Annotated in this window: 21 protein-coding genes; 6 read left to right on the top strand and 15 right to left on the bottom strand. The window is 48.9% G+C overall.

Annotated elements, in window-relative coordinates; genetic code table 11:
* Positions 1-24: 24 nt before the first annotated feature.
* The 10 genes from NLX78_RS08905 to NLX78_RS08860 all read right to left on the bottom strand — a co-directional run bounded on the left by NLX78_RS08905 (position 25) and on the right by NLX78_RS08860 (position 7,652).
* A complete protein-coding gene (locus tag NLX78_RS08905; RefSeq protein ID WP_061830075.1) occupies positions 25-1,116 on the bottom strand; it encodes a CgeB family protein in 1,092 nt (363 codons plus the stop codon).
* A gap of 181 nt (positions 1,117-1,297) precedes the next feature.
* A complete protein-coding gene (locus NLX78_RS08900) occupies positions 1,298-1,657 on the bottom strand; it encodes a FliH/SctL family protein (RefSeq protein WP_254350178.1) in 360 nt (119 codons plus the stop codon).
* On the bottom strand, positions 1,605-1,949 hold the full coding sequence (locus tag NLX78_RS08895) for a hypothetical protein (RefSeq protein WP_254350177.1): 345 nt from the start codon (positions 1,947-1,949) through the stop codon (positions 1,605-1,607). The genes NLX78_RS08900 and NLX78_RS08895 overlap by 53 nt, the downstream gene beginning before the upstream one ends.
* A 5-nt stretch (positions 1,950-1,954) precedes the next feature.
* Positions 1,955-2,287 (bottom strand): alpha-helical endospore appendage domain-containing protein, encoded by a 333-nt coding sequence (locus tag NLX78_RS08890; RefSeq protein ID WP_029518277.1) that lies wholly within the window; start codon positions 2,285-2,287, stop codon positions 1,955-1,957.
* A 29-nt stretch (positions 2,288-2,316) separates the two neighbouring features.
* Positions 2,317-2,604 carry a hypothetical protein gene (locus NLX78_RS08885; RefSeq protein ID WP_013311765.1) on the bottom strand — a complete coding sequence of 96 codons (288 nt, stop codon included), beginning with the start codon at positions 2,602-2,604 and terminating at the stop codon, positions 2,317-2,319.
* 119 nt (positions 2,605-2,723) lie between these two features.
* Complete coding sequence (locus NLX78_RS08880; protein WP_254350176.1) at positions 2,724-4,184, bottom strand: glycosyltransferase family 2 protein; 1,461 nt, start codon at positions 4,182-4,184, stop codon at positions 2,724-2,726.
* A gap of 72 nt (positions 4,185-4,256) precedes the next feature.
* Positions 4,257-4,988 carry a sugar phosphate nucleotidyltransferase gene (locus tag NLX78_RS08875; protein WP_165179112.1) on the bottom strand — a complete coding sequence of 244 codons (732 nt, stop codon included), beginning with the start codon at positions 4,986-4,988 and terminating at the stop codon, positions 4,257-4,259.
* A complete protein-coding gene (locus NLX78_RS08870; protein WP_254350175.1) occupies positions 4,985-5,785 on the bottom strand; it encodes a glycosyltransferase family 2 protein in 801 nt (266 codons plus the stop codon). Before NLX78_RS08870 ends, NLX78_RS08875 begins: the two co-directional genes overlap by 4 nt.
* The gene (locus tag NLX78_RS08865; protein ID WP_254350174.1) at positions 5,782-6,717 is read right to left on the bottom strand and encodes a glycosyltransferase family 2 protein; all 936 of its coding nucleotides are present in this window, start codon (positions 6,715-6,717) and stop codon (positions 5,782-5,784) included. Before NLX78_RS08865 ends, NLX78_RS08870 begins: the two co-directional genes overlap by 4 nt.
* Complete coding sequence (locus NLX78_RS08860; RefSeq protein ID WP_254350173.1) at positions 6,714-7,652, bottom strand: glycosyltransferase family 2 protein; 939 nt, start codon at positions 7,650-7,652, stop codon at positions 6,714-6,716. The genes NLX78_RS08865 and NLX78_RS08860 overlap by 4 nt, the downstream gene beginning before the upstream one ends.
* A 560-nt stretch (positions 7,653-8,212) precedes the next feature.
* Between NLX78_RS08860 and NLX78_RS08855 the strand changes: the two genes are divergently transcribed.
* Together NLX78_RS08855 and NLX78_RS08850 are read left to right on the top strand one after the other, a co-directional pair.
* Complete coding sequence (locus NLX78_RS08855) at positions 8,213-9,991, top strand: M4 family metallopeptidase (protein ID WP_254350172.1); 1,779 nt, start codon at positions 8,213-8,215, stop codon at positions 9,989-9,991.
* A gap of 465 nt (positions 9,992-10,456) precedes the next feature.
* Positions 10,457-12,256, top strand: coding sequence for a M4 family metallopeptidase (locus NLX78_RS08850; RefSeq protein ID WP_254350171.1), 1,800 nt, complete (start codon positions 10,457-10,459; stop codon positions 12,254-12,256).
* A 130-nt stretch (positions 12,257-12,386) separates the two neighbouring features.
* Here the strand turns inward: NLX78_RS08850 and NLX78_RS08845 are convergent, their stop codons facing one another.
* Positions 12,387-13,121 carry a WIAG-tail domain gene (locus NLX78_RS08845; protein WP_254350170.1) on the bottom strand — a complete coding sequence of 245 codons (735 nt, stop codon included), beginning with the start codon at positions 13,119-13,121 and terminating at the stop codon, positions 12,387-12,389.
* 113 nt (positions 13,122-13,234) lie between these two features.
* On the bottom strand, positions 13,235-14,398 hold the full coding sequence (locus NLX78_RS08840) for a glycosyltransferase family 4 protein (RefSeq protein ID WP_250260497.1): 1,164 nt from the start codon (positions 14,396-14,398) through the stop codon (positions 13,235-13,237).
* A gap of 205 nt (positions 14,399-14,603) precedes the next feature.
* Here NLX78_RS08840 and NLX78_RS08835 point away from each other — a divergent pair, with 205 nt between their 5' ends.
* Positions 14,604-15,731: a YheC/YheD family endospore coat-associated protein gene (locus NLX78_RS08835; RefSeq protein WP_254350169.1), complete on the top strand. Its 1,128-nt coding sequence runs from the start codon at positions 14,604-14,606 to the stop codon at positions 15,729-15,731.
* An 88-nt stretch (positions 15,732-15,819) separates the two neighbouring features.
* Positions 15,820-16,617, top strand: a complete 798-nt coding sequence (gene asd / locus NLX78_RS08830) for an archaetidylserine decarboxylase (RefSeq protein WP_061830087.1) — start codon at positions 15,820-15,822, stop codon at positions 16,615-16,617.
* 171 nt (positions 16,618-16,788) lie between these two features.
* On the opposite strand, the gene NLX78_RS08825 is transcribed toward asd, so the two are convergent.
* Complete coding sequence (locus NLX78_RS08825; protein WP_061830088.1) at positions 16,789-17,574, bottom strand: helix-turn-helix domain-containing protein; 786 nt, start codon at positions 17,572-17,574, stop codon at positions 16,789-16,791.
* 179 nt (positions 17,575-17,753) lie between these two features.
* Between NLX78_RS08825 and NLX78_RS08820 the strand changes: the two genes are divergently transcribed.
* Complete coding sequence (locus NLX78_RS08820) at positions 17,754-19,052, top strand: aminotransferase class I/II-fold pyridoxal phosphate-dependent enzyme (protein WP_069290310.1); 1,299 nt, start codon at positions 17,754-17,756, stop codon at positions 19,050-19,052.
* A 101-nt stretch (positions 19,053-19,153) separates the two neighbouring features.
* Here NLX78_RS08820 and NLX78_RS08815 read toward each other — a convergent pair whose 3' ends face one another.
* On the bottom strand, positions 19,154-20,431 hold the full coding sequence (locus NLX78_RS08815) for a sensor histidine kinase (RefSeq protein ID WP_061830091.1): 1,278 nt from the start codon (positions 20,429-20,431) through the stop codon (positions 19,154-19,156).
* A 206-nt stretch (positions 20,432-20,637) separates the two neighbouring features.
* On the opposite strand from NLX78_RS08815, the gene NLX78_RS08810 reads away from it, so the two are divergent.
* Positions 20,638-20,754, top strand: coding sequence for a YjcZ family sporulation protein (locus NLX78_RS08810; RefSeq protein ID WP_216637468.1), 117 nt, complete (start codon positions 20,638-20,640; stop codon positions 20,752-20,754).
* A 116-nt stretch (positions 20,755-20,870) separates the two neighbouring features.
* Here the strand turns inward: NLX78_RS08810 and NLX78_RS08805 are convergent, their stop codons facing one another.
* Entirely contained in the window at positions 20,871-22,094 is a 1,224-nt protein-coding gene (locus tag NLX78_RS08805) for an ABC transporter permease (protein ID WP_061830125.1), read from the bottom strand.
* Position 22,095 lies beyond the last annotated feature (1 nt).

The following is a 22,095-nucleotide window of genomic DNA, read 5'->3' as shown; positions in this document are numbered from 1 at the left end:
TCCTCACTGTTTATGGTGTTTACTTTAGGCCATCGCCTTGTCCAGCAGTTCTTCCATGCGATTGGAGTACATATGCTTTTGCATAGTCGTGTACAATGCGCGCCAGGCCATGCGTTCGCGTTCCCAGTCATGCTTGAGATAGTAGTCCAGCTTCACTTTCAGTTCCTCTGCTCCAGAGAAGGTTTCAATGTCATAGCCTGGTCGGTAATAACGGCTCAAATCCTTCCGAACATCCGTCATTTGAAGCGTGCCGCAAGCAGAAATTTCGTATGTCCGAGGATTGATGGACTCCGCTGAAAGCTGGTGTGTATTCCGATTATCCAGTCCGGGGTCTGTCGGGCGGTGCATATTGATGACAATTTTGGAGCCGTTATAATATTGAGCGGTCTCTTCCGGCTCCATAAAACCCGGACGGATAAAGCGTTCCAGCACATCCCGCCGGGTCAGCCGATCCCAGTGCCCACCTACGATCAGCACTCTTTTGTCCGCCAAGAAGGGAGCAAGATGGTCGAACAGCTTCACACGGTTCCAGAAGGCATTTCCAATGAAGCAAATATCATGCTGATGCTCCCGCTCTACCCTTCGGGGATAAAAGATACGAGCTGACGCAGCCAGCGGCAAATAGTGAACCCTCGTTACACCCTGATCGCGATAAAACGGCAGGCAAGAAATTTCGTGCGTAAATACGACATCGTAGGATTGACAGATCAACGCCGTATCCTCCGTAAAGTAAGGATCATCTACAAACCATATGGCCGTCCGAATGCCTAGGGCTCGTATTTGCTGCACCTGCTCCAGATGATCCGCCGGAAAAACATGCAGCCCGTTCATGACCAGCACGAGGTCTGGACGTTGAGCCTCGGCGTCAGCTAGCATCGTAGCAGGCGTACCGATGACGCAAGAGCTGCATATTTGGCCTAATGCCTCTTGCACACCTGTGTCTATAGCTGCGAAACCTTGCGGAATATACAACACTTTCAAATGACGAACAGCAGGCTGTATTGCCACGACCTGTGACAGAGCAGCCGTGCAACCGCCCATTCTGCGTCCTTCCCGATAGCCGCATCGGTACGCTTCGCGTTCATTTCCGCTTTGTTGATCGTTCACATCCTTCACCCTGTCCTGTTGTAGGATAAACTTCTGTCACTCCTAAACTATATGCGGAGGGGTCAAACGCATCATGGACGACTGCCACTGCCCGGACAAAATTGGCGTTTGCCCGTCCAACTGCCGAACCGCAAATAACCCCAAAGCTGTTAGCTTCGGGGGTGAACAGTAATAGAATGATTTGCCCAGTTTACTGAGCTTTGTAAGCGAGCTGGTGTCCATCTTCATAACCTTTGGCAAAACCTGAATTGAAACCCTCGTTGTAAGCTGCATCATATCCCTGCTGAAATGCCTGCGGATCATGCTCCAATGCAACAGTCCCGGGCTGTGGATTCTCCGCAGAAGGGGCTGCCACCGGGTTAGCTTGAGGTTTTTTCCGCCGCCGCAAATGAGGTTGTCTTCTACGTGCAGAATAAAGTCCCCTTTTACGGCGTCTTAGAGCAAGGAGACGTCTTCTTCTTCGTTTTAATCTGCGAATGCTGGAACGCCGGGCATCTTTACGTCTTTTGCGGGCTTTGTCCCGAGTGGCGCGTTCCCACCTTGTACTCATTTCCATTCCTCCTTTGCTTTCTCGTGGTGGTTTCATTTTTCTGAACAGGCACATGGAGCCACGGCTTAGTCGGTTTTCCATATACCTGCCGTCTTAATGGAATACCCGCCAACATTTGCGTGATTTCGCCCTGGTAGTTGCTGAGTATGCGAATGGTTTCTTCCAGACGGGTAGCCGACATATCCGCATGGGGCGTCAAGTCCGCAAGACTGGTCAGCATCCGAGCAACGGCGTGCTGGCTGGCAGCAATAGACTCCATCATATCCAGCTTGATCTCACGTTCACGCCTCATGCTCATTAGTTCATATCCCCCGAGCCCATTCCTCCCATCATCCCTTCCATGCCGCCACCCTGCTGCTCATCCTGATCCAGCAATGCTTTGAGATTGCTGCAAAGTCCAGTCTGAAGCCGCGTTAATCCCTCCAACATTTCCACCATCTGCTCGTGAATTTCCAAAGGCCGTCCCAACTGCTCTTCATCGGTGTCAAATGCGTGGGGGGCCAGATGGTTCAACGCCCAATTACGCACTTTTTCTGCTTCGACCGCCTTGGCCTCCAGGATCATAGACACATTCCGCTGCATTTTGGAGGCTGCGTCCAGCATGTGAATCATTGCTTGTTCCCTACTCATGTGTTCACTCCCTGCCCTCGGTTGGTACGTTACTCCTCTTCCGGGTATGCCGTCTCTTTCACGACACGAACGAGCATTTCAGCCATTGCTTCCTGAAGATCGGCAATACCGTTCAAGTAGGCCACAATGCTTTTGTTTACTTGTCCCGAGCTGTCGAGAATGCCCGGAATTCCGTCAAAACGCGGCTCCTCATCTGGCAGTTCATGTATGATCTGCGCCATGCGCACAACCACCTGCCGTTCCGCATCCAACAACCTTGACATCTGTTGCTGCGAGTGCGAAATGTGGATCAGCAAATCATCTAACTCGTTATGCATAAGCCCCTCCTTTATGTGCTCCGCCGTGCGGAACGCACGAATTACCTACGGGCTTTCCGCTACTACAGCGTATGCCGCAGCGAGTAGTCGGTTCCGCCTAAAAGCGCCTATTCAGATCATTACAGATGCCCGTGCAGCACTGGTGGAGCAATAATAGGCTGCTTCTCCACCAAAGCCGACAAATCTCCGGGAGACAAAAACTGAATTCGGTAGTCCTCTGCCCGCCAGCTCATCGCAGCGTACAGAGTAAGGAACGGCCTTTTCCAGCCGTTACCGATTTGATACAGTTGCCCGCCCTCAGCATACAATACCTCGATCCATCGCTTGCGTTGAGCCGGTATATTCAGTGTGGGCAGCATGGACATGTTCTCCAGATCGGGAGCCGCCAGTACAGGAATGGGTTCCTCTGGCAGCTCAGCTACAGGTGCATTAATGCTGCTGGAAACTGTGGCCTCCGGCTTCCCTACCAAGGGAAGCACCAACAAATCCAGCTGAGACACTCTAACAGGGCGCACATTTTCACCTCTCGCAGCGCTGACTCCATGCAGATACCGCCTTCTTCCCGGCTCTAACCGAAATACTGCACCGGACGGTCCCTGAACAACCGCTCCGATGGGATAAAAGCTTGCCGCTGATACGTGTGTTTCCTTACCTGTTGATATCTGGCCGTCCGTCTCCGCTGTACTGAATTCCAGATTGCGGAACAGCTTATCCGCGTCTCCCCACTTTTGTACAAAAAAGGATCGGTTCCGGCTGCTTTCCTCCATTGAACCGCTTTTTTCGGTCGTTTGAGGAAAACCATACACCGTATCCCGATCTCTTTCTTCATAATGGATAAAAGCATCTCCGGCAATTGCCATACGTATCCCCAACAAACGCACACGCAATAGCCAATCTACATGGGCTTCCTCAGTACTGTGGCAGCCTTCGTCCCAGTAGCCCGTTTTTTCCAATGTCTCTCTGCGCAGCAATAAACAAAATCCGGCTAAGCTTTCGGCCTTTCGCCATGCATCCGGATTGGGAATATTGAAGCTCATGGCAAATGGACGGGCTCCATTTTCGTTCATATAAGGAACCTCAATCTGCTGTTCTTTGAATGGACCATTCGTTACAGGCCCGACAACACCAATACGCGGATCGCTGTATAAACACCCTAATAACCGATCCAACCAGCCGGGGGTCACCATGCAGTTTTGATCCAATACCGCAATAGTTGTACCTTTTGCCATCATCAGCCCCTGATTCAGGCTACCTATCATTTGAACATCCTTTTTTAACAGCGCATAACGCACAGCGATGCTTTTACGGAGCAAATAGGTGGATGTCCCGTCCGTCGATCCGCAGTCCACCACAATAATTTCGTGAGGATGGCTCGTATTCTCCTCAATACGGTGAATGCATGCACGGAGTTGTTGAAGCTGATTGCAGGACGGAATGATAATACTGACACCTTCAAAAACCTTGCCGAACGAAGCCTGGCCCAACTTGTTGCCCTGCTCCTGGCCCCTTTTATATCCTGACCAATAGCCTTTCTTTCCGAGCCGCTTGCTGTGTTTCCTTTGCATACTCAGGCGTTTCATGCCGTTCACTCCTCCGGGTGGCATTATGCCTATACTATATGCCTGGCCCGGCCGGATGGTGTTTCGTTGAGATCAGGGTAGAAGTCCTTTCATTTTCACTCCAGCTTCCTGAAGGGAATCGAAGGTTCCTGCGTCGCTCCAATAGCGCCGTAAAATATCATATTCCAGCTTGCCTTCAGCGGCATAACAGTTGTTAACATCCGTGATCTCAAGCTCACCGCGTGCCGAAGGTGTAATTTGCCGGATCTTATCGAACACGGCAGTATCGTACATATAGATACCCGTAACGCAATATTTGGATTGGGGATGCTGTGGCTTTTCTTCAATCCGCGTAATGCTCTCCGGGCGCTCAGGATCAAATACGGGTACCCCGTAACGACGAGCATCTGCTACCTTTTTCAACAACACTCTGGCGCTCCCTGGGGGCTGTTGCTTGAACCTTTCGATCACAGGTCCCAAGTCTTCCTTGAACAAATTATCACCTAACAAAACAGTGAATTTCTCTTCTGATTGCATATAGCTTCTTGCCAGTTCGAGTGCTTCCGCAATGCCGCCCGCCTTTTCTTGAATCCGGTATGTCAGTTGGACACCATAATCACTGCCACTGCCCAAAAAATCGGTATACAGCCCGGCCGATTGTTTACCAATAATAATAAGCATATCGGTGATTCCAGCCTGTCGTAGTCTCTCGATACCATATACGATCATGGGATACTTGCCGACCGGAAGCAGATGCTTGTTGAGTAATGTAGTCAACGGATGAAGGCGCGATCCGGTTCCTCCTGCGAGAATAACCCCTTTCATATCTTCCTTCCTCCTTCGACAGCATGTTCAGTGCATGCAACCCCAGTGTTTCCAGTTTCGATGAACATTCTGGGATCTATGCTCCATTTCTCTATAAACAAACGATAGTTCCGCTCGATCAGCTCTTCAATCCAGGAAGTCTCCGAGCGTGAGAAGCTCGCATTCCCCTCGTGATAGACAAAACAGTCGTTGCACATGAGCAGCTTGTAGCCATGCACGCGTGCGCGCAGACAATAATCGTCATCCTCATAATGTCCGGGGCTGAACCGTTCATCCAGCAATCCGATCCGTTCCATCAGATCGCGCCGGAACAGCAAACAAAACCCGACCAACCGCTTGACCTCCTGCCATCTGGAGGGATTACTTGCATTATTCTGCTCCGCATATCTCAGACAACTGGCCAAATCTCCTTCCAATCCGTGTATCTGCTGAATACCGCTGACGTAATTCGTCACCGGTCCCACCAATCCCACCATGCTTTCGCTCTGCAATGCAGCCAACATAATCGATAGCCATCCCCGCGTAACCGTCACATCATTGTTTAAAATAACGAACTGATTACCCGAAGCCAGCCGGAGCCCCATATTACATGCTGCTGGAAAGCCCCTGTTTTCAGGAAGACGTATGCTGATCAGCCACTCGGATGCGCAAAAATCATCCGTTCCGTCATTCGAAGCGTTGTCCACAACAATGATTTCATACGGTACATCTATCGTATGTGTCCGAATCGCCTCAATACACGGCTTTAACAGATGGAGGCCGTTATAAGTCGGAATAATGATGCTCGTCAGACTCATTGTGCATTCCTCCCTTTGGCAACGTCTACCCGTGTTGGAACAGGCCCGAGCGGGGAATACCCGGCTACCTGAAACACCGTCGTCAGTGCCTCTGCATGATCACCGACGATCAACTGTTCCATAGCGTTCCCTTTGCCAACATTGAAGGTCCGCTTACGGTTTGTTTTAATAACATCGACAGCATGTACTGCCGCCACGATCATGCCATGCAAAATTGCCATGGCGTGGGCTTTTGGCGGTACGGCAAGCACGGCTGAGCCAAGCTGATCCAGTAAACGCCGAGATAATGCATGCGGTACGGCGGTCAATGAGCTTGCTCCCAAATCCGGCCTGCGCAGTACGCGATTCAGGAATGCTTTGCACCGTGTCACGCTGTCCTGCTGGGCATAGGGCGGCAAATGTCTGCCCAGATCATTAAGCGCAACATCCGTTCCCTGATCCACCGCGTGGAGAAAAGGCAGCAAATCAGATGCTGGAATCGGCAAATCTCCGTCCACGAACAGCACAATATCAGCCTGCGTCATACGCGCGCCTACCGCCCGGCCAACATCATGCCCCAGTCGATCCGGCACGTTGACAAGAGTCACACTGGGATGATGTTTGGCTACGGTGGAGCGCGTGCCGTCTGTGCAGCCGTTCAATACGACAATGATCTCCGTAAGCGGAAGTTTTTCCAACTCGCCCAGTACCCGGTCAATCGTTGACTCTTCATTACAGGCGCTGACCACGGCCGCTGCCGTTCCCTGTAACACAATATCTCCCGGAACTTCGCGTTCCACAGGCGGAGTCACTTCGGTCATTCCTTTCGCCCGAGGTGTGGGCTTTCTCATCCTACGGCTATGCATTGAAGTCGTCGTTCCTCGTTTTCGCTGAACACGTCTCATGCCCCAACTCGGTTCTTCACGCTTCCCTCTGCGATACTGTCTATTCACAGTTTCACCTCGTCTCTGATCCGTTTGCGCTCCAAATCCGTATATCCCGCACGCGTTCCCAGACGCGATGTAAGCCAGGCAATGGCATCCAGATGATCCTGAACAATTACATCTGCCAGCGGGTCCTTGCCGTTCTGTTTTTTACGTGTCGCATTTATTTTTCCGACAGCTATTCCATATACAGTCACCACTCGTAACTCGGAGGCGATGGACATAGCTTGAAATAAAGGAGGCTTCTCCAAGGGCTTTAGACCTATTTTTTTTAGAGCCTTTTGACTCATGGCGTGTGGAATGCCAGTCATAGATGCTCCCCCTAAATCAGCACGATTCGACAATATATTCAATACATGCTTTGCCTCCACTACAGGGTGTACGGGCGTACGATTCACAGGTCCATGGTAATCATTCAGCACCACATCCGCCCCTGCACATATGGCGTGTATAAACGGTCGGAGTCTAACGCAGGGAATGACGATATCCCCATCCAGGAAAAGCAGGATCTGTCCGGATGCCGCCTCCGCTCCAATACGACGGCCAACATCATGTCCGAGCGGTTCCGGAAAGGAAAGCACACGAGCTCCCGCCGCTGCTGCCACCTTCGCCGTTCTATCGTGTGATCCGTTCTCAACGACGATAACCTCTGTATGTGGATGGACACGGCGCGCTTCGCGAATCACAGCTCCGATTGTTTTTTGCTCATTCATGGCCGGAATAATGACAGATACGAAAAACTTTCCCACTGATGACGGTTCAGATGGTCGCTCTTCGCCGATCTGTGCCCCTCTCTCCGTGTCGAGTACCTCCCTCATGGCAGGGGCTACCGGATTCTTATGCATGTTCGGCATTCGTAACGGCAGCCACATCTTAGAATGATAGTAAGCGCCGGAATGCCGCCTCCGTTTGATCTTGTATCCAGCTCTTCCCTGTTTCTTCATGCTCCCGTCTCACCTCCCTTCCTGCTGTATAGATGGACAGCATGATTAGGACAGTTCAACATAACCTATGCGGTCCAAAAGCCGTGTGTAACGGCAATCGTGGAGTCTTTTCGACACAGCAATTTTCGACTTTATTTTACATAACTTATTAATCCTATTAAATAAATGAGTTATTAGGGTCTAAAGAATCATTTTGGATAAATTTGTGACATAGATCTTCTCGTTCGTCATTCTCTGTGCTAATATCAGAGCCAGATGATGGGAGTTCAAAAAATCAACATTTGTTTTTTTTGCATAAGTCAATATTTTTCCATTATCCACCATTTTTATATTTTCTTTTTATACGACAGGAAAGGAGGAGTTTGTCACCTTTTTAAGCTACATGCTTCATACTGCAGTACCCTCTTTTCACGTACGCTTCATGAATAACACTTCGGTATTTCTCTTCATGTTCCATTTTCTTCTATTCCAGACGACAACACGACCTACATAAATGGCGCAATGCCTTATTCAAGACAGGATGATTCATCCTGACAATAATCGAGGAGAGTGAATTTTTAATGAAAAAAGTATGGGTTTCGCTTCTTGGAGGAGCTATGTTATTAGGGTCTGTCGCGTCTGGTGCATCAGCGGAGAGTTCCGTTTCGGGGCCAACTCAGCTTACACCGACCTTTCACGCCGAGCAATGGAAAGCCCCTTCCTCGGTATCCGGGGACGACATTGTATGGAGCTATTTGAATCGGCAAAAGAAATCGTTGCTGGGTGCGGACAACTCTAGTGTACGTGAACAATTCCGAATCGTTGATCGCACAAGCGACAAGTCCGGTGTGAGCCATTATCGGCTGAAACAGTATGTAAACGGGATTCCCGTATATGGAGCTGAACAGACTATTCATGTGGGCAAATCTGGTGAGGTCACCTCTTACTTAGGAGCGGTGGTTACTGAGGATCAGCAAGCTGAAGCTACGCAAGGTACAACTCCAAAAATCAGCGCTTCTGAAGCAGTCTACACTGCATATAAAGAAGCAGCTGCACGGATTGAAGCCCTCCCTACCTCCGACGATACGATTTCTAAAGATGTTGAGGAACAAAGCAGTGTAAGCAAAGACACTTACGCCGAAGCAGCTAACAACGGAAAAACGCTATCTACTGATAAGGACGAGCTGAGTCTTGATAAAGCATCTGCCCTGAAAGATAGCAAAATTGAGGCGGTGGAGACAGAAAAAAGTTCCATTGCCAAAATCGCTAATCTGCAGCCAGAAGTAGATCCTAAAGCTGATCTATACTTCTATCCTAAAGGGGATGACGTGCAGCTGGTTTATGTAACAGAAGTCAATGTTTTAGAACCTGCCCCACTGCGTACTCGCTACATTATTGATGCCAATGATGGCAGCATCGTATTCCAGTATGACATCATTAATGAAGCGACAGGCACAGGTAAAGGTGTGCTCGGTGATAGCAAATCATTCACCACGACGGCTTCCGGTAGTAGCTACCAGTTAAAAGATACAACACGCGGTAATGGTATTGTGACCTACACGGCCTCCAACCGTCAAAGCATCCCAGGTACCCTTCTGACCGATGCCGATAATGTATGGAATGATCCAGCCGGCGTGGACGCCCATGCGTATGCTGCCAAAACATATGATTACTATAAGTCCAAATTCGGACGCAACAGCATTGACGGACGCGGGCTGCAACTCCGTTCGACAGTCCATTACGGTAGCCGCTACAACAACGCCTTCTGGAATGGCTCCCAAATGACTTATGGAGATGGGGACGGTAGTACATTTATCGCATTCAGTGGGGACCCCGATGTGGTAGGTCATGAACTTACTCACGGTGTCACAGAGTATACTTCCAATTTGGAATATTACGGAGAGTCCGGTGCATTGAATGAGGCTTTCTCGGACGTCATCGGCAATGACATTCAGCGTAAAAACTGGCTTGTAGGCGATGATATTTATACGCCAAACATTGCAGGCGATGCTCTGCGCTCTATGTCCAATCCTACGCTGTATGATCAACCAGATCACTATTCCGACTTGTATACAGGCAGCTCCGATAACGGTGGCGTTCATACGAACAGTGGCATTATCAATAAAGCCTACTATCTGTTGGCACAAGGTGGTACTTTCCATGGTGTAGCAGTAAATGGAATTGGCCGCGATGCAGCGGTCCAAATTTACTATAGTGCCTTTACGAACTACCTGACTTCTTCTTCCGATTTCTCCAACGCACGCGCTGCTGTGATCCAAGCAGCAAATGATCTGTACGGTGCGAACTCGGCACAAGCAACTGCAGCTGCCAAATCTTTTGACGCTGTAGGCGTAAACTAAATCATATACGCTATAATCCTCATATCCCGTCCATAGACCTTTGCCGTTGTGCAACTGTCACTTAGGCCTGCTCATAATGGACGAAAAAATAGGGGTGCAGTGTACAAGTCTGCGCCCCTTCCCCCCTTATTTATGGCGTCCCCTCAAAGGGGCGCCCTTTTCTTGTTCATTGAGTCCTTTCCGATCATTTTCGACTAGATAAGACAAATAAACAGTAAATCAGGGACTAAAGATTCATTTTGGGGTATTTTGTAAAATTAATCTTCTCGTTCGACAACCTCTGTGCTAATATCAGAGCCGAGACGATGAAATTGCAAAAAAATAAACCTTAATATTTTACATAAGGTCATTTTTATCCAGCTTCTTCACGTTTCAAAAGAGCAACAAGACTTACATATATGGCGCAAGACTTCTTCAAACAGGGTGTTTTTTACCTCAACATTAACTAGGGAGAGTGAGTATGAATTGAAAAAAGTATGGGTTTCACTTCTAGGAGGAGCTATGTTATTAGGATCTATAGCGCCCGGGGCCTCCGCAGCTGAAAATTCTGTTCCCGATCCGACTCAGTTTACACCAACATTCCAAACGGTGAACTGGAAGTCTCCTTCAACGGTAACCGGCGACAATTTGGTCTGGAGCTTTTTAAATCGACAACAAAAAACATTATTGAGTCTGGACGATACCCACATCGGTTCCCTTGTGCACGAGCAATTTCGTATCGTGGATCGCACCAGTGACAAATTTGGTACAAAGCATTATCGGTTAAAACAATATGTAAACGGAATTCCCGTATTTGGAGCCGAACAGACCATCCATGTGAACAAGTCTGGCCAAATCACCTCTTATGTGGGAGCGGTCATTTCGGAAGATCAACAAGCCAATGCTAAAGAAAATACAACTCCAAAAATCAGTGCTACTGAGGCTGTATATACCGCATATGAAGATGCAGCTATACGGGTTCAATCTCTCTCCTCCTCCGTTCAAATCGTTCCTGAACCTTACGAGGATACAAGTAGTGTAAGTAAAGACACTTACGAAAAAGCATCTAACAATGAATTATCAATTTCTACTGATAAGGACTCCTTGGATTTGGATAAAGCAGTTGAACTGGAGAACAGTAAATTGGAAGTGGTAGAACCTGCATCCTCTATCCCCAAGATTGCCAATCTGGAACCAAGTGTAGACCCTAAAGCAGAACTGTACATCTATCCCGATGGAGACTCAACACGTCTCGTCTATGTAACCGAAGTTAATACTTTACAGCCCGCTCTGCTGCGCACACGTTACTTTATTGACGCTAATGACGGAAAAATCGTATTCAAGTATGACCTTCTTAACGAAGTGATCGGCACAGGGCGCGGTGTATTCGGTGATACCAAAACATTTGACACAACAGCTTCGGGCAAAAAGTATCAACTAAAAGATACGACTCGTGGTAAAGGAATCCTAACTTATAACGTCCACAACACCGAGACGCTCCCCGGCACCCTGTATACAGATTCCGATAACGTATGGGAAGATCCGGCTGCGGTGGATGCCCACGCTTACGCTATCCGCACTTACGATTATTACAAGGATAGATTTGGACGCGACAGCATTGACGGGCATGGCATGGCCATCGCTTCGGCAGTCCATTACGGCGCAAAGAACTACAATAATGCCCACTGGGGCGGCACTCATATGCTTTATGGAGACGGAGACGGCACGTTATTTGCCCCTTTTAGCAGCGACCTTGAAATTGTTGCTCATGAGCTGACACACGGTGTGACCGAGCATTCATCAGGGCTTGTGTATTTCGCTGAATCTGGTGCATTAAGTGAAGCCATCTCAGATATTATAGGCAACGACATTGAGCGTACCAATTGGGATTTCGGCAAAGTCGCTTATACCCCTAATATTAAGGGCGACGCCATTCGCTCCCTTTCCGATCCTGTCAAATACGGTCAAGTCGATCACTACAGCAATCTCTATCCTGATCCTAACAACGAGGATTATGGTGGAGCCCACATTAATAGCGGTATTATTAATAAAGCCTACTATCTACTGGCACAAGGAGGCACTTTCCATGGTGTCAAGGTAGATGGAATTGGACGTGATGCAGCCGTATATATTTATTATAATGCCTTCACCAATTATCTGACTTCCACGTCTAACTTCTCCACCGCGCGTGCCGCTGTGATCCAAGCGGCCAAAGATAGTTATGGTGAAAATTCAATAGCCGTAACCTCTGCTATGAAGTCTTTTGACGCTGTAGGTGTGAGATAAGTAAAATAATATAAATTTCCCCGGTATTACAAGTCTCCCCCCTTGTCTCTTATGTATACGGCGTCCCACTATGGGACGCCTTTTTTCTAGTATAAAGTTGATTATTGGTAATTATATTTCCGGCTTCTTATTATTGCCCCATCGCAATCCAAAGGACCACCCCTTCACATAGCGGACCTGAGTGTATGCGTTCCACAGTAAGTACTGCTGAATACCTCTGACGTTGTGTGACGGATACCATCACTCCCGGTATACTCGCATTGGCAGTGATTACATACTGTGTATCTATAAAAGGCTTCTCAAATACAACGCTCACTTCACCCCTATCCGCTTGTGCGGAGAGGTGAAAAAGAATGCTCCCATATTGAGGTGAAGCTATATGATCGTCAGAAGCCTCGTCACTGGTCGCTGATCCGTGATCGATATCTTGCTCAGACAAGACCACGCGTTGCTTTGGGCGCGGTCTTCCTTCAGCAATGTGAATACTGGTTATGGAACAATCCAGTAACGAATCTTGCTCTGCCTGATCTTCCGTCGTAATAGACGATATGTCGTTATCCGTCCTGTATTCCGTATCTGACTCAGGCACAGACAACAGCAGTACAGATGCTCGATTCATCTGCATCGCTTCCTCTAGCGTTTTGGGGAGCTTATGCTTCTTCCATGCCGCTTCCTCTATAGCTTGAACCGATGTGTCCTTCTCTACGGGGGCAGGGACCGTTGCCGTTCCACGCTGGTTCGATTTATGACTGCCGGAAGTCGAAGCCGCTTTCTCCTTGTTAACACGGGGGGAGGGAACCGCATGGGAAAGGTTACGCCGTGCTGTTCTTTTATCCTTAGGGCTATGGTTCGTACGATGGTTCATGGTGACCGCTCCTTTGGCACAGGAGTGAACCAGCGGTCGCTCCGCTTCATTCACCCGGCTGGGAATCATGGCTAATGCCTATAAGATAGCCTATGCGCGTAACAGCGCCTACGTCACTCCGCTACACAGTCCGTTATGATTTGTGCCCAGCGTTGTGCTGAGTGTTGCCATAAAAATCGTCTCCGTACCTCGCCAAGCCCGGCTTCTCCCATCTGTCGTCGCAAGCTTGGTTGCTGGAGCAGCCTGATGATGGCATCGGCCATTTCCTGCTCACCGTGAGACGGATACACAAGCCAGCCTGTCTCGCCGTGTTGTACAACCTCTGGAATACCGCCGATTCGTGAAGCGACCACAGGCACTCCTGCCGCCATGGCTTCCAGATTGACCAGCCCGAAGGCCTCATCCTTCACTGAAGGAACAACGGTCACATCGGCTAGCTGATATAGCGAGGCCAATGCTGGATGCGGAACATAGTCCAGGAATTGCACATGCTTCCCCAACCTTAGTTTACGCATCTGCCGATGCAACGACGCCGTGTATGGCGTGAGGCGGTCATGCCCGTAATAGGCACTACCTGCAATGAGCAGCAGTACGTCCGGGCAGGCGCGGACCACATGCCGTAGGGCCTTCAGCAGCCGGTGAACACCCTTCCCTGGCATCAGTCTGCCCGCGAATAACATGATTTGGCGGCCTGACCAGCCGAAATCGTCCAATCGCGCCGACCTGGCCGCTTCTGCTGCAGGAGTCCACCTTGGCAGGAAATCGCCGGGATGGATACCCAGCTTGTTTATGACGATGCGCTCTCTGACGGCCTCGGGACAGTCAGAAGCTACGATTGCCCCCAAATATGCACTGTTCACGATAATGCGATCCATCGACAACAGCAGCCTGCCCATATCCTTCCGTTTGAGGTAAGGCTCCCGGATGAACGTGGTCGAATGCAAAGTCAGCACAACTCGGCTATCGGGTAAAGCCTCGCGAATTGCATACGCAACTGCCGGGCGGTTGTGTACATCTACTACCGCTGGTAACCATCTCTTTAAATCGGCAATCACCTCAGAAATATAACCTGTTCCCCGCGTATAACGCATGCAGGGAATTCCGTCGACATCGCCATGATCCGGTGCCTCTGCTCCCTTTATGCCATAGATCTGCGCTTGAAGCTCATGACTAGCCAGCGGTACCATGCGGGCAATTACCCGCTCCACAGAACTGCTGCGGGGCGAAGGTATAACAAAGGAGCCCGGTGTAACGACTGCTACCTTCGGCCTCTGCATTACCTCACCTACTTTCTGAGCTTATTCCAACACTCTTCAACACTCATCCTGTATCATATCGTCTGCCTCGCTGAAATGTGCCTCGCTTCTAACTTTGGGCTTACCGCAAGGCAAGCGTCCATGCCTGGCCGATCTTTGATACATATGATGGACTAGAATCACAGTATGATCAGTTGGAGTGACTACAAGGAGGGCGGACATACTCATGTTGCATGTCGGCGTCATGCTCAACCCGGCAACCTACCGGGGCATCCCCGCCATGAGGACGCGATATGAATCTATCGCCAATTACGAGGACGCCGGGTTAAGCTACGAGCTCATCCCCTGCTTTCTTCGTCTGGAGGATATTCATATAGCGACCGGAACATGCCGGGCTTATGTTAAACACGGCAACGAGTATCGGCAGATGATTCTTCCGTTGCCGCCGGTCATCCACAATCGGACTCTCTATCGGCAAAATGAAAATGCTAGAGATATCAGCAAGCTTGTACAAAAGGGGTTCTATATTTTTAATGAACAAAACCGTTTCCACAAAGACCATATACATGCAATTCTGCAGGAAGACCCTTTGCTACGCATCCATCTCCCCAAAACATTGCAAGGCAACCTTTCCTCCATCCATACCTTGTTGGAAGAAACCGGAGATGTTGTAATTAAACCCAGTAGCGGTAGCGTGGGTAGAGGAATTATGCGTCTGCGGCATTCCCGCGGAGGCTGGACTTTGCAATGCGCTCATCCGGCTATACCTGAGCGTTGGTCCACCCTACGTTTGAATGTCGGAGAACTCCCATTATTTCTGCACAAGCGACTGCTGCAGGTGCCTCATATCGTACAGGAAACCATACCGCTTGCTTTGTACAACAATCGTCCGTTTGATGTCCGTGTGTCGGTTCAGCGCGGATATGGCGGTATCTGGGGTGTGACAGGCATGTATGCTAAAATTGCTCCTTCCCACACCTTCGTCTCCAATGTGGCACAGGGCGGTACGGCCCGTTCCTTACTAGAAGTGTTATCACGAACAGAGACAGTTCAGACTTCGAACGCAGTTCGGCTGATGAATGAACTGGAGCGACTCTCATTACAAATCGTGCACCGACTGGCACAAACCCTTCCCCGTCTCGCCGACGTCGGTCTGGATCTGGGAATTACCCATGAAGGCAAGATTGTTTTTATCGAATGCAACGGTCGTGACCAGCGCTATGGCTTCAGCCAGGCGGGCATGCACAATGTCTGGAAAGAAACATACTCTCAGCCGATGGCTTACGCTCGTTGGCTCCTCGAACGGATGCCTTCGTCAGACACCGAACGTTCACCAGACCGTCCACTGTATTGATTTACGTCACATTCTGTGTCAATATAGTTCAGAGCGGCCGGACAGGTTCCGGCCAAGACGGCTCGGAAATGAACAAGGGGGATCTGTAATGGCAAAACAGTGGCTGCGGCTCATGACGGAGCTATCATCGCGCAAGTGGGTGTGCCGGATTGTAGGCTCCTTCGCGCAAAGCGGTGCAAGCCGACTTTTTATCCCCACCTTTATACGTACGTACCAGATCCAGACGCATGAGGCGGAACAGGAATGGAAGGAATACCGTTCTCTAAACGCCTATTTTACACGCAAATTAAAAGCGGGCATGCGCCCGATTGATACGAACGCCGAGGTGATGACCAGTCCGGTGGATGCACGGATTACTTTCACTGGCCCAATTACGTCCGGCACTCTTTTAAATGTCAAAGGGCAGGACTATACGCTGGAAGAGCTTCTTAACCGCTCTCCGCGTCTTGAAAAATACACACACGGCTATGCTTTTGTGCTCTATCTCAGCCCGACGGATTATCATCGCATTCATGCACCAGTATCCGGTACGCTGGTAGAAAAAGAGCATCTGCGCGGCAAGGTATACCCAGTGAATGACTTCGGCTTGCAACATATGCGAGCAGTTCTTAGCCGCAATGAACGACAGATTACGTACATTGCCCACGAATATGGTGAGGTGGCGGTCGTCAAGGTTGGCGCAATGAATGTGAGTAGCATCAAATATACGGATGATAAGGCCGTCTCATGGACAAAAGGAGACGATCTCGCCTATTTCGAATTTGGATCAACTGTCGTTTTGCTAACTGAAAACGGCACGTTTGAGCCAGACCCCGCATTGAAGCTGGGGGATGCGGTAAAAATGGGACAACGTCTGGGTTGCTTTCGACATGATCCCAAAGCATAAGTGAATTTATCATAACAGGATTATAGCTACACATATGAGCATTGGGATCGGATGATGTTAAATTGCTCATATAAAAAAGGACCCGGCGTAACTGCCCGGGTCCTTTTTTGGAATTTATCCATTATATTCTTCACGCCTAAATCCGAAACAGCTTGTCCAACGTCCATAGCATTACCGGATCTCAGACGGACTTTTCCCCGTGTACTGCTTGAATTGACGGCTGAAAAAAAAGATGTCACGGTACCCCAAAGCCTCTGCCACCTCGGTCACATTCATTCCGGCATGTAGTAATAGATGCTGTGCACGCTCAATCCGCATGCTGATAATATGAGATTGCGCGGAAACACCCAGCAGCTCCTTGAATTTAATTGAAAAATAACGCGGTGACAGCCCCGCTCGTGCAGCCAAATCCTCGACGCGATGAGGAAGTCCCGGATGCTGACGCACGTAGTTGGCCGTTTCTCGAATGACCTCGGTGAGCTGGTTACTGGCTTGTTGCTCCTGAGGCTCCTTACGGTCCGCACGCAGCAGATGAATCATCAGTTGTTTCAGGATCAGCTTGCCTTCTTCGTCAGCTCCGTAAGCACGCTCTAGGCGTAGTCTAACGTATCTGGCAAGCATATGCTCTACCTCGAACGTTTCCTCCAGCATACGGTAGCTTGCAGGAATTAGCTTTGGTTGTTCGATAAGATCAAAATGAATATAGGTAAGTATGAGCGGCTTTTGCGGGTTATGTGTGGCACGGGTATCATCCCCCGGCTTGAACAGGAAGCAGCTCCCCTTGCTCACCGGATACGACGTCCCGTTTAAGACCACTGTTCCTTCTCCGCTCCATACATAAAATAAATCATAGTTTGGCATCGGCTTCTCGCGTACCTGCCACTTCCAGCCCGGCTCGCACACAATTTTGGCGAAGGCCGACAACAGGATAAACGATGACGCAGATGTATCCAGCAAAATCTGCACCTCCTTTTGTTAATCTTTGGTTGTCCTCTATCCCGTTAATTTATAATATAAGCTCAGCGCCGTCATTAAGCAAAAAAATGCGCTTTTATGTTCCAGATGCTTTTGCGTGACGCTTACCGTGTGTAATGCTATAATATGTAATCAAAATGACTTGGAAGGATGAAACGGGAATGAATCCACTGGCAGCGCAGTTAAACCAAAACATTCAGACAGGCAACGAGCATGTATATCAAATGCTTTCTCTTTTAGGGAAAGAAATTTATTTCCCAAAAGAAGGGATTTTGAGTCAATCCGCAGAAGCAGGGAAGCTTGCTAAAAAGTACAACGCTACGATTGGCATTGCTACAGAAGGCAATGGTCCTATGCATTTGGAGGTCATTCAGGAAAAGCTGTCCGCTTACAATCCCAAGGATTTATACCCTTACGCTCCCCCTGCGGGCAAACCTGAACTACGTAGTGTATGGCGTGACAAAATGCTGAAGGAAAACCCTTCGTTGGCTGGAAAAAGTTACAGCCTTCCCGTAGTTACGAACGCGCTGACCCACGGTCTGAGCATCGTTGCCGACCTGTTCACGGATGAAGGGGATGCTGTCATTTACCCAGACAAAAACTGGGAAAACTATGAGCTGACTTTCGGTATTCGCCGTCATGGACGTTTGGTGAATTTCCCGTTGTTCACAGAGGATCAACGTTTTAATAGTGAAGGATTACGCGACGCTCTACTGGCACAGAAAGAATACGGCAAAGCGATCGTTGTGCTGAACTTCCCGAATAACCCGACGGGCTACACACCGGGAGTCGAAGAGGGTAAAGCGATTGTTGCTGCCATCCAGGAAGCCGCGGAAGCAGGCATCAATGTCGTAGTTGTGACGGATGACGCTTATTTTGGTCTGTTCTTCGAGGACTCCCTGCACGAATCACTATTCGGTCAGTTAGCTGGACTTCATCCGAGAATTCTACCAGTCAAAATTGACGGAGCTACCAAGGAAGAATTTGTTTGGGGCTTCCGTGTCGGATTTATTACCTTTGCTTCGGAACATCAGGATGTACTGAGCGCACTGGAACAAAAAACATTAGGGATTATTCGGGCAACGATTTCGAGCGGTCCTCACCCATCTCAAACCTTCGTCCTGGATGCCCTCAAGTCAACAGACTTTGAACAACAGAAGAAAGAAAAGTTCCAGATTATGAAGGGTCGGGCTAATAAAGTCAAAGCGTTGCTCGATAGTGGAAAATACGGAGATGTATGGAGCTACTATCCTTTCAATTCGGGTTATTTTATGTGCCTCAAGCTGAACGGCTTGTCCGCTGAACGACTGCGCACACATTTGCTGGAACAATATGGGGTAGGGACGATTGCGCTGGGTGAATATGATCTCCGAATCGCATTCTCATGTATCGAGGAAGAGTATCTGGAAGACCTGTATGACATTGTTTACCGTGGCGCACAAGATTTGTTGAACGCCTAATAGGTAACAGATTAAATATAGCATCATTAGCGGTATGCCGGATGTTGCGGCATACCGCTTTTTAATGAGCTGAACCATTGTAAGTCACACTTCGCAACAAACTATCCTTCAGCAGCGAGCAAAGATTTCTGTGCGAGTGGCAGCAGGATGACGACCTCGGTTCCGACTCCCGGCTCACTCTCATAGTGTATACTTCCGTTCATAGCTTCAATGATTCGAAAGGAGACGACCGTTCCCAGTCCCGTTCCTACCTCTTTGGTTGAAAAAAACAAAGTACCCACTCGCTCCAGATGCTCCTGACTCATGCCTTTTCCCGTATCCCTAATATGCAGACATGCCTTCTCTTCCTGAATCGCCAGCTTTATGTATACCCTGCCCCCATCATCCGCAGCTTCGATCGCATTTTTCGTCACATGTATTAACGCCTGTAACAGCTGATTACGATCCATATGTACGTATATTTCATTCCTTAGCTCAGTATACAGTCTTACGCCTTGCTTGGTCGCCATCGGTTTCAAAAGCAAAACAATCTGTTGAACCATGCCAGACAAATCCATCAGCTCTGTGTTCCCAATCTGCGGTCTGGATAAGTTCAGATAGTCGCTAATAATTCTTTCAGCCCGATCGACCTCTGCTAGTGCCAAAGCAATATATCTGCGATTTTTCCCTTCTAGCCCTGACTGAACCATTTGCAGGAACCCTTTAACCACGGTCAACGGATTCCTTACTTCATGAGCCATAGAGGCAGCCAGTTCACCTAAGGTATTCAGATGCTCAGCATATTTAATCTTTCTTCTCATTTCTTCCCGTTCCAAACTAAACTCCATCCAGAAAGAGGAGGCTCCAATGCTTAGGAATTGAATCACACCGAACCAGAGTATTGCCCGGATCAGCTCGACCTCATCCTTATCCAGCCTGCCATTGGCCCAGGAATGTATTAACAAAAATATAAGCATGGCAATATTGGTCCATATACTCATTAGCATATTCATGCCCACCCGAAGCAACATACTATTGAGCTGCATAAACTTTCTTCTCACCAAGAGAGGCCCCAAATAACACAACATCATGCTGGGAAAGCTCACCACCATAGACTCTGGATCTATATACATACGAGCCATCACCATCAGCGTTATATTCAGAAGCCCTGCCTTTGGACCAAAATATAAAACAGAAAGGATCAGAGGAACATATCGAAGGTCCCAATATAATCCATACCAAATGTACGAAAACATAATGCAAAGCACAGAAGACACACCCAGCACCCCTCCCATAAGCAACGGGGTATGTTTCCTATGCCGATGATCTGACAAAGCGCTATATACCAATAACGGTACAAACACAAGAAATATGTTCACGAGCAGCTTATCTACCAGCATCTCGTCTTTCCCACTTTCCAAGTGATAATGACTACGTACTTCTTCTATTCTCGATAATACGTGTCTTTTCCTCTATCCCCCCCTACATCTGATGAAAAATATAAGGCGATTCAGCAACATACCTGAGCATTGGCCCACGCAATCTGAAAATCCAATTCATAAGATACGATGTATCCTTTATCACAATGACCGAGAGGAGAATGAGCATGGGAGCAGAAGAAACAAGAGGCGGTTACGGTGGTTACGGCGCATTCACAAGCACAGGAACAATTCTGGTACTGTTCATTTTATTAGTTATCATCAGCAAAACGCTCTTTATATAAGCAGGCGGAAATCTGCACCCACGGCTACGATAACAGCGAGCGTACAAAAAAGGCTAATTCGCAGACAGCTCTTGCTGCTTGCGAATTAGCCTTTACTTTATTCACATAGATACAAATTACACTTCTTCCTCATCCTGACCGTCCAAACGCCATTTTTTGGCTTGAGCGCCTCGTAACAAGAACACTACTGCAACTCCCCCAAGCAGCGTGAGCAGTGTAGACAGTAGATCTTCCGTTCCTTTTGCCAGAAAAGGAAGCCACAGAACCACAGCAGCCGGCAACGTCAACCGAACAACAAAGTCGAGAAAAGACGCACGACGACTATGCGCAGGAATCGGATATAACTGAAGCCACAACGAATCCTTGTGATACTGCTTTAGTGAAGTAACCTGTACACCAATGAGGAATATGAAAAATAAATATACTGCAATCCCAATCCAGCTAGCATGGGTGATATATATAATTAACAACCCCAGAATTCCAAGCCGAATGACAATACCTGCTGGCTCTGTACGCAGGAATGTCTTAAACAGCAGGTAACGATACGCTCCCCTTCTGTTCCAAGGTATGTTACCTCCCAACCAGGACAGCCAACGACGTGGCGTCACTCTCTGCGTAAGGGCGGGCACATCGACAAACCAGCCCAAAGTGCGCATCACCCGAGCAGCCTGCATACCCTCTGTACGAATCAGCTTTTCCCAAGCCACTAGCAGCTTGACCGGAAAACGCAGAACAAGCACGTACACCACACCGACCAATATGATAAATGGCACGCTGTGTAGTGGAGGCTGCCATAGCCATGCGGCTACCATCAGCACAGCCAACACCCACCGAAGCAGACGATAGCCTACACTCCCGCCAATCGATACCATGCGAAGCTCTTGCCAGCCGCCGTAGCTGAATAGCAGCTTTAACAGCACAAACAGTAGCAGGGTCAGTAGCAACGGCTTAGGCGCCGCATCACTGCGAATATACAGCGGCCACACGATAATAGACAGCAATAGCAAACCGAATATTTTATACACCACACCCCGAATCCGGCTGGCCTTAAAATAATGGTGCATCGCGTGCTCCTGTGGACGGAGGAAAACAATATCCGCTGCGTTTAAATACGTACGAAAGCTCGCATGAGCAATCGGAATAGCCACAATAAGCATGATCCAGCGGATGGGCAAATCCGGTGGAGTATGCATCAGTAGCGACGTGTACCATGCGGCAAAGGCAATCAGCGCAAAGCCGAAGACCACCGCCAGACCGCTCTGAATGACATAGCCCAGATAGGGCAGCACCTGTCCCCAGAACGCTACACGTCTTTCTTTATGCAAACGTTGCAAATCCATG

The sequence above is a fragment of the Paenibacillus sp. Lou8.1 genome (assembly GCF_024213565.1).
In the GTDB taxonomy this organism is placed as follows: domain Bacteria; phylum Bacillota; class Bacilli; order Paenibacillales; family Paenibacillaceae; genus Paenibacillus; species Paenibacillus polymyxa_B.
This window is presented reverse-complemented; position numbering and strand designations above follow the sequence as displayed.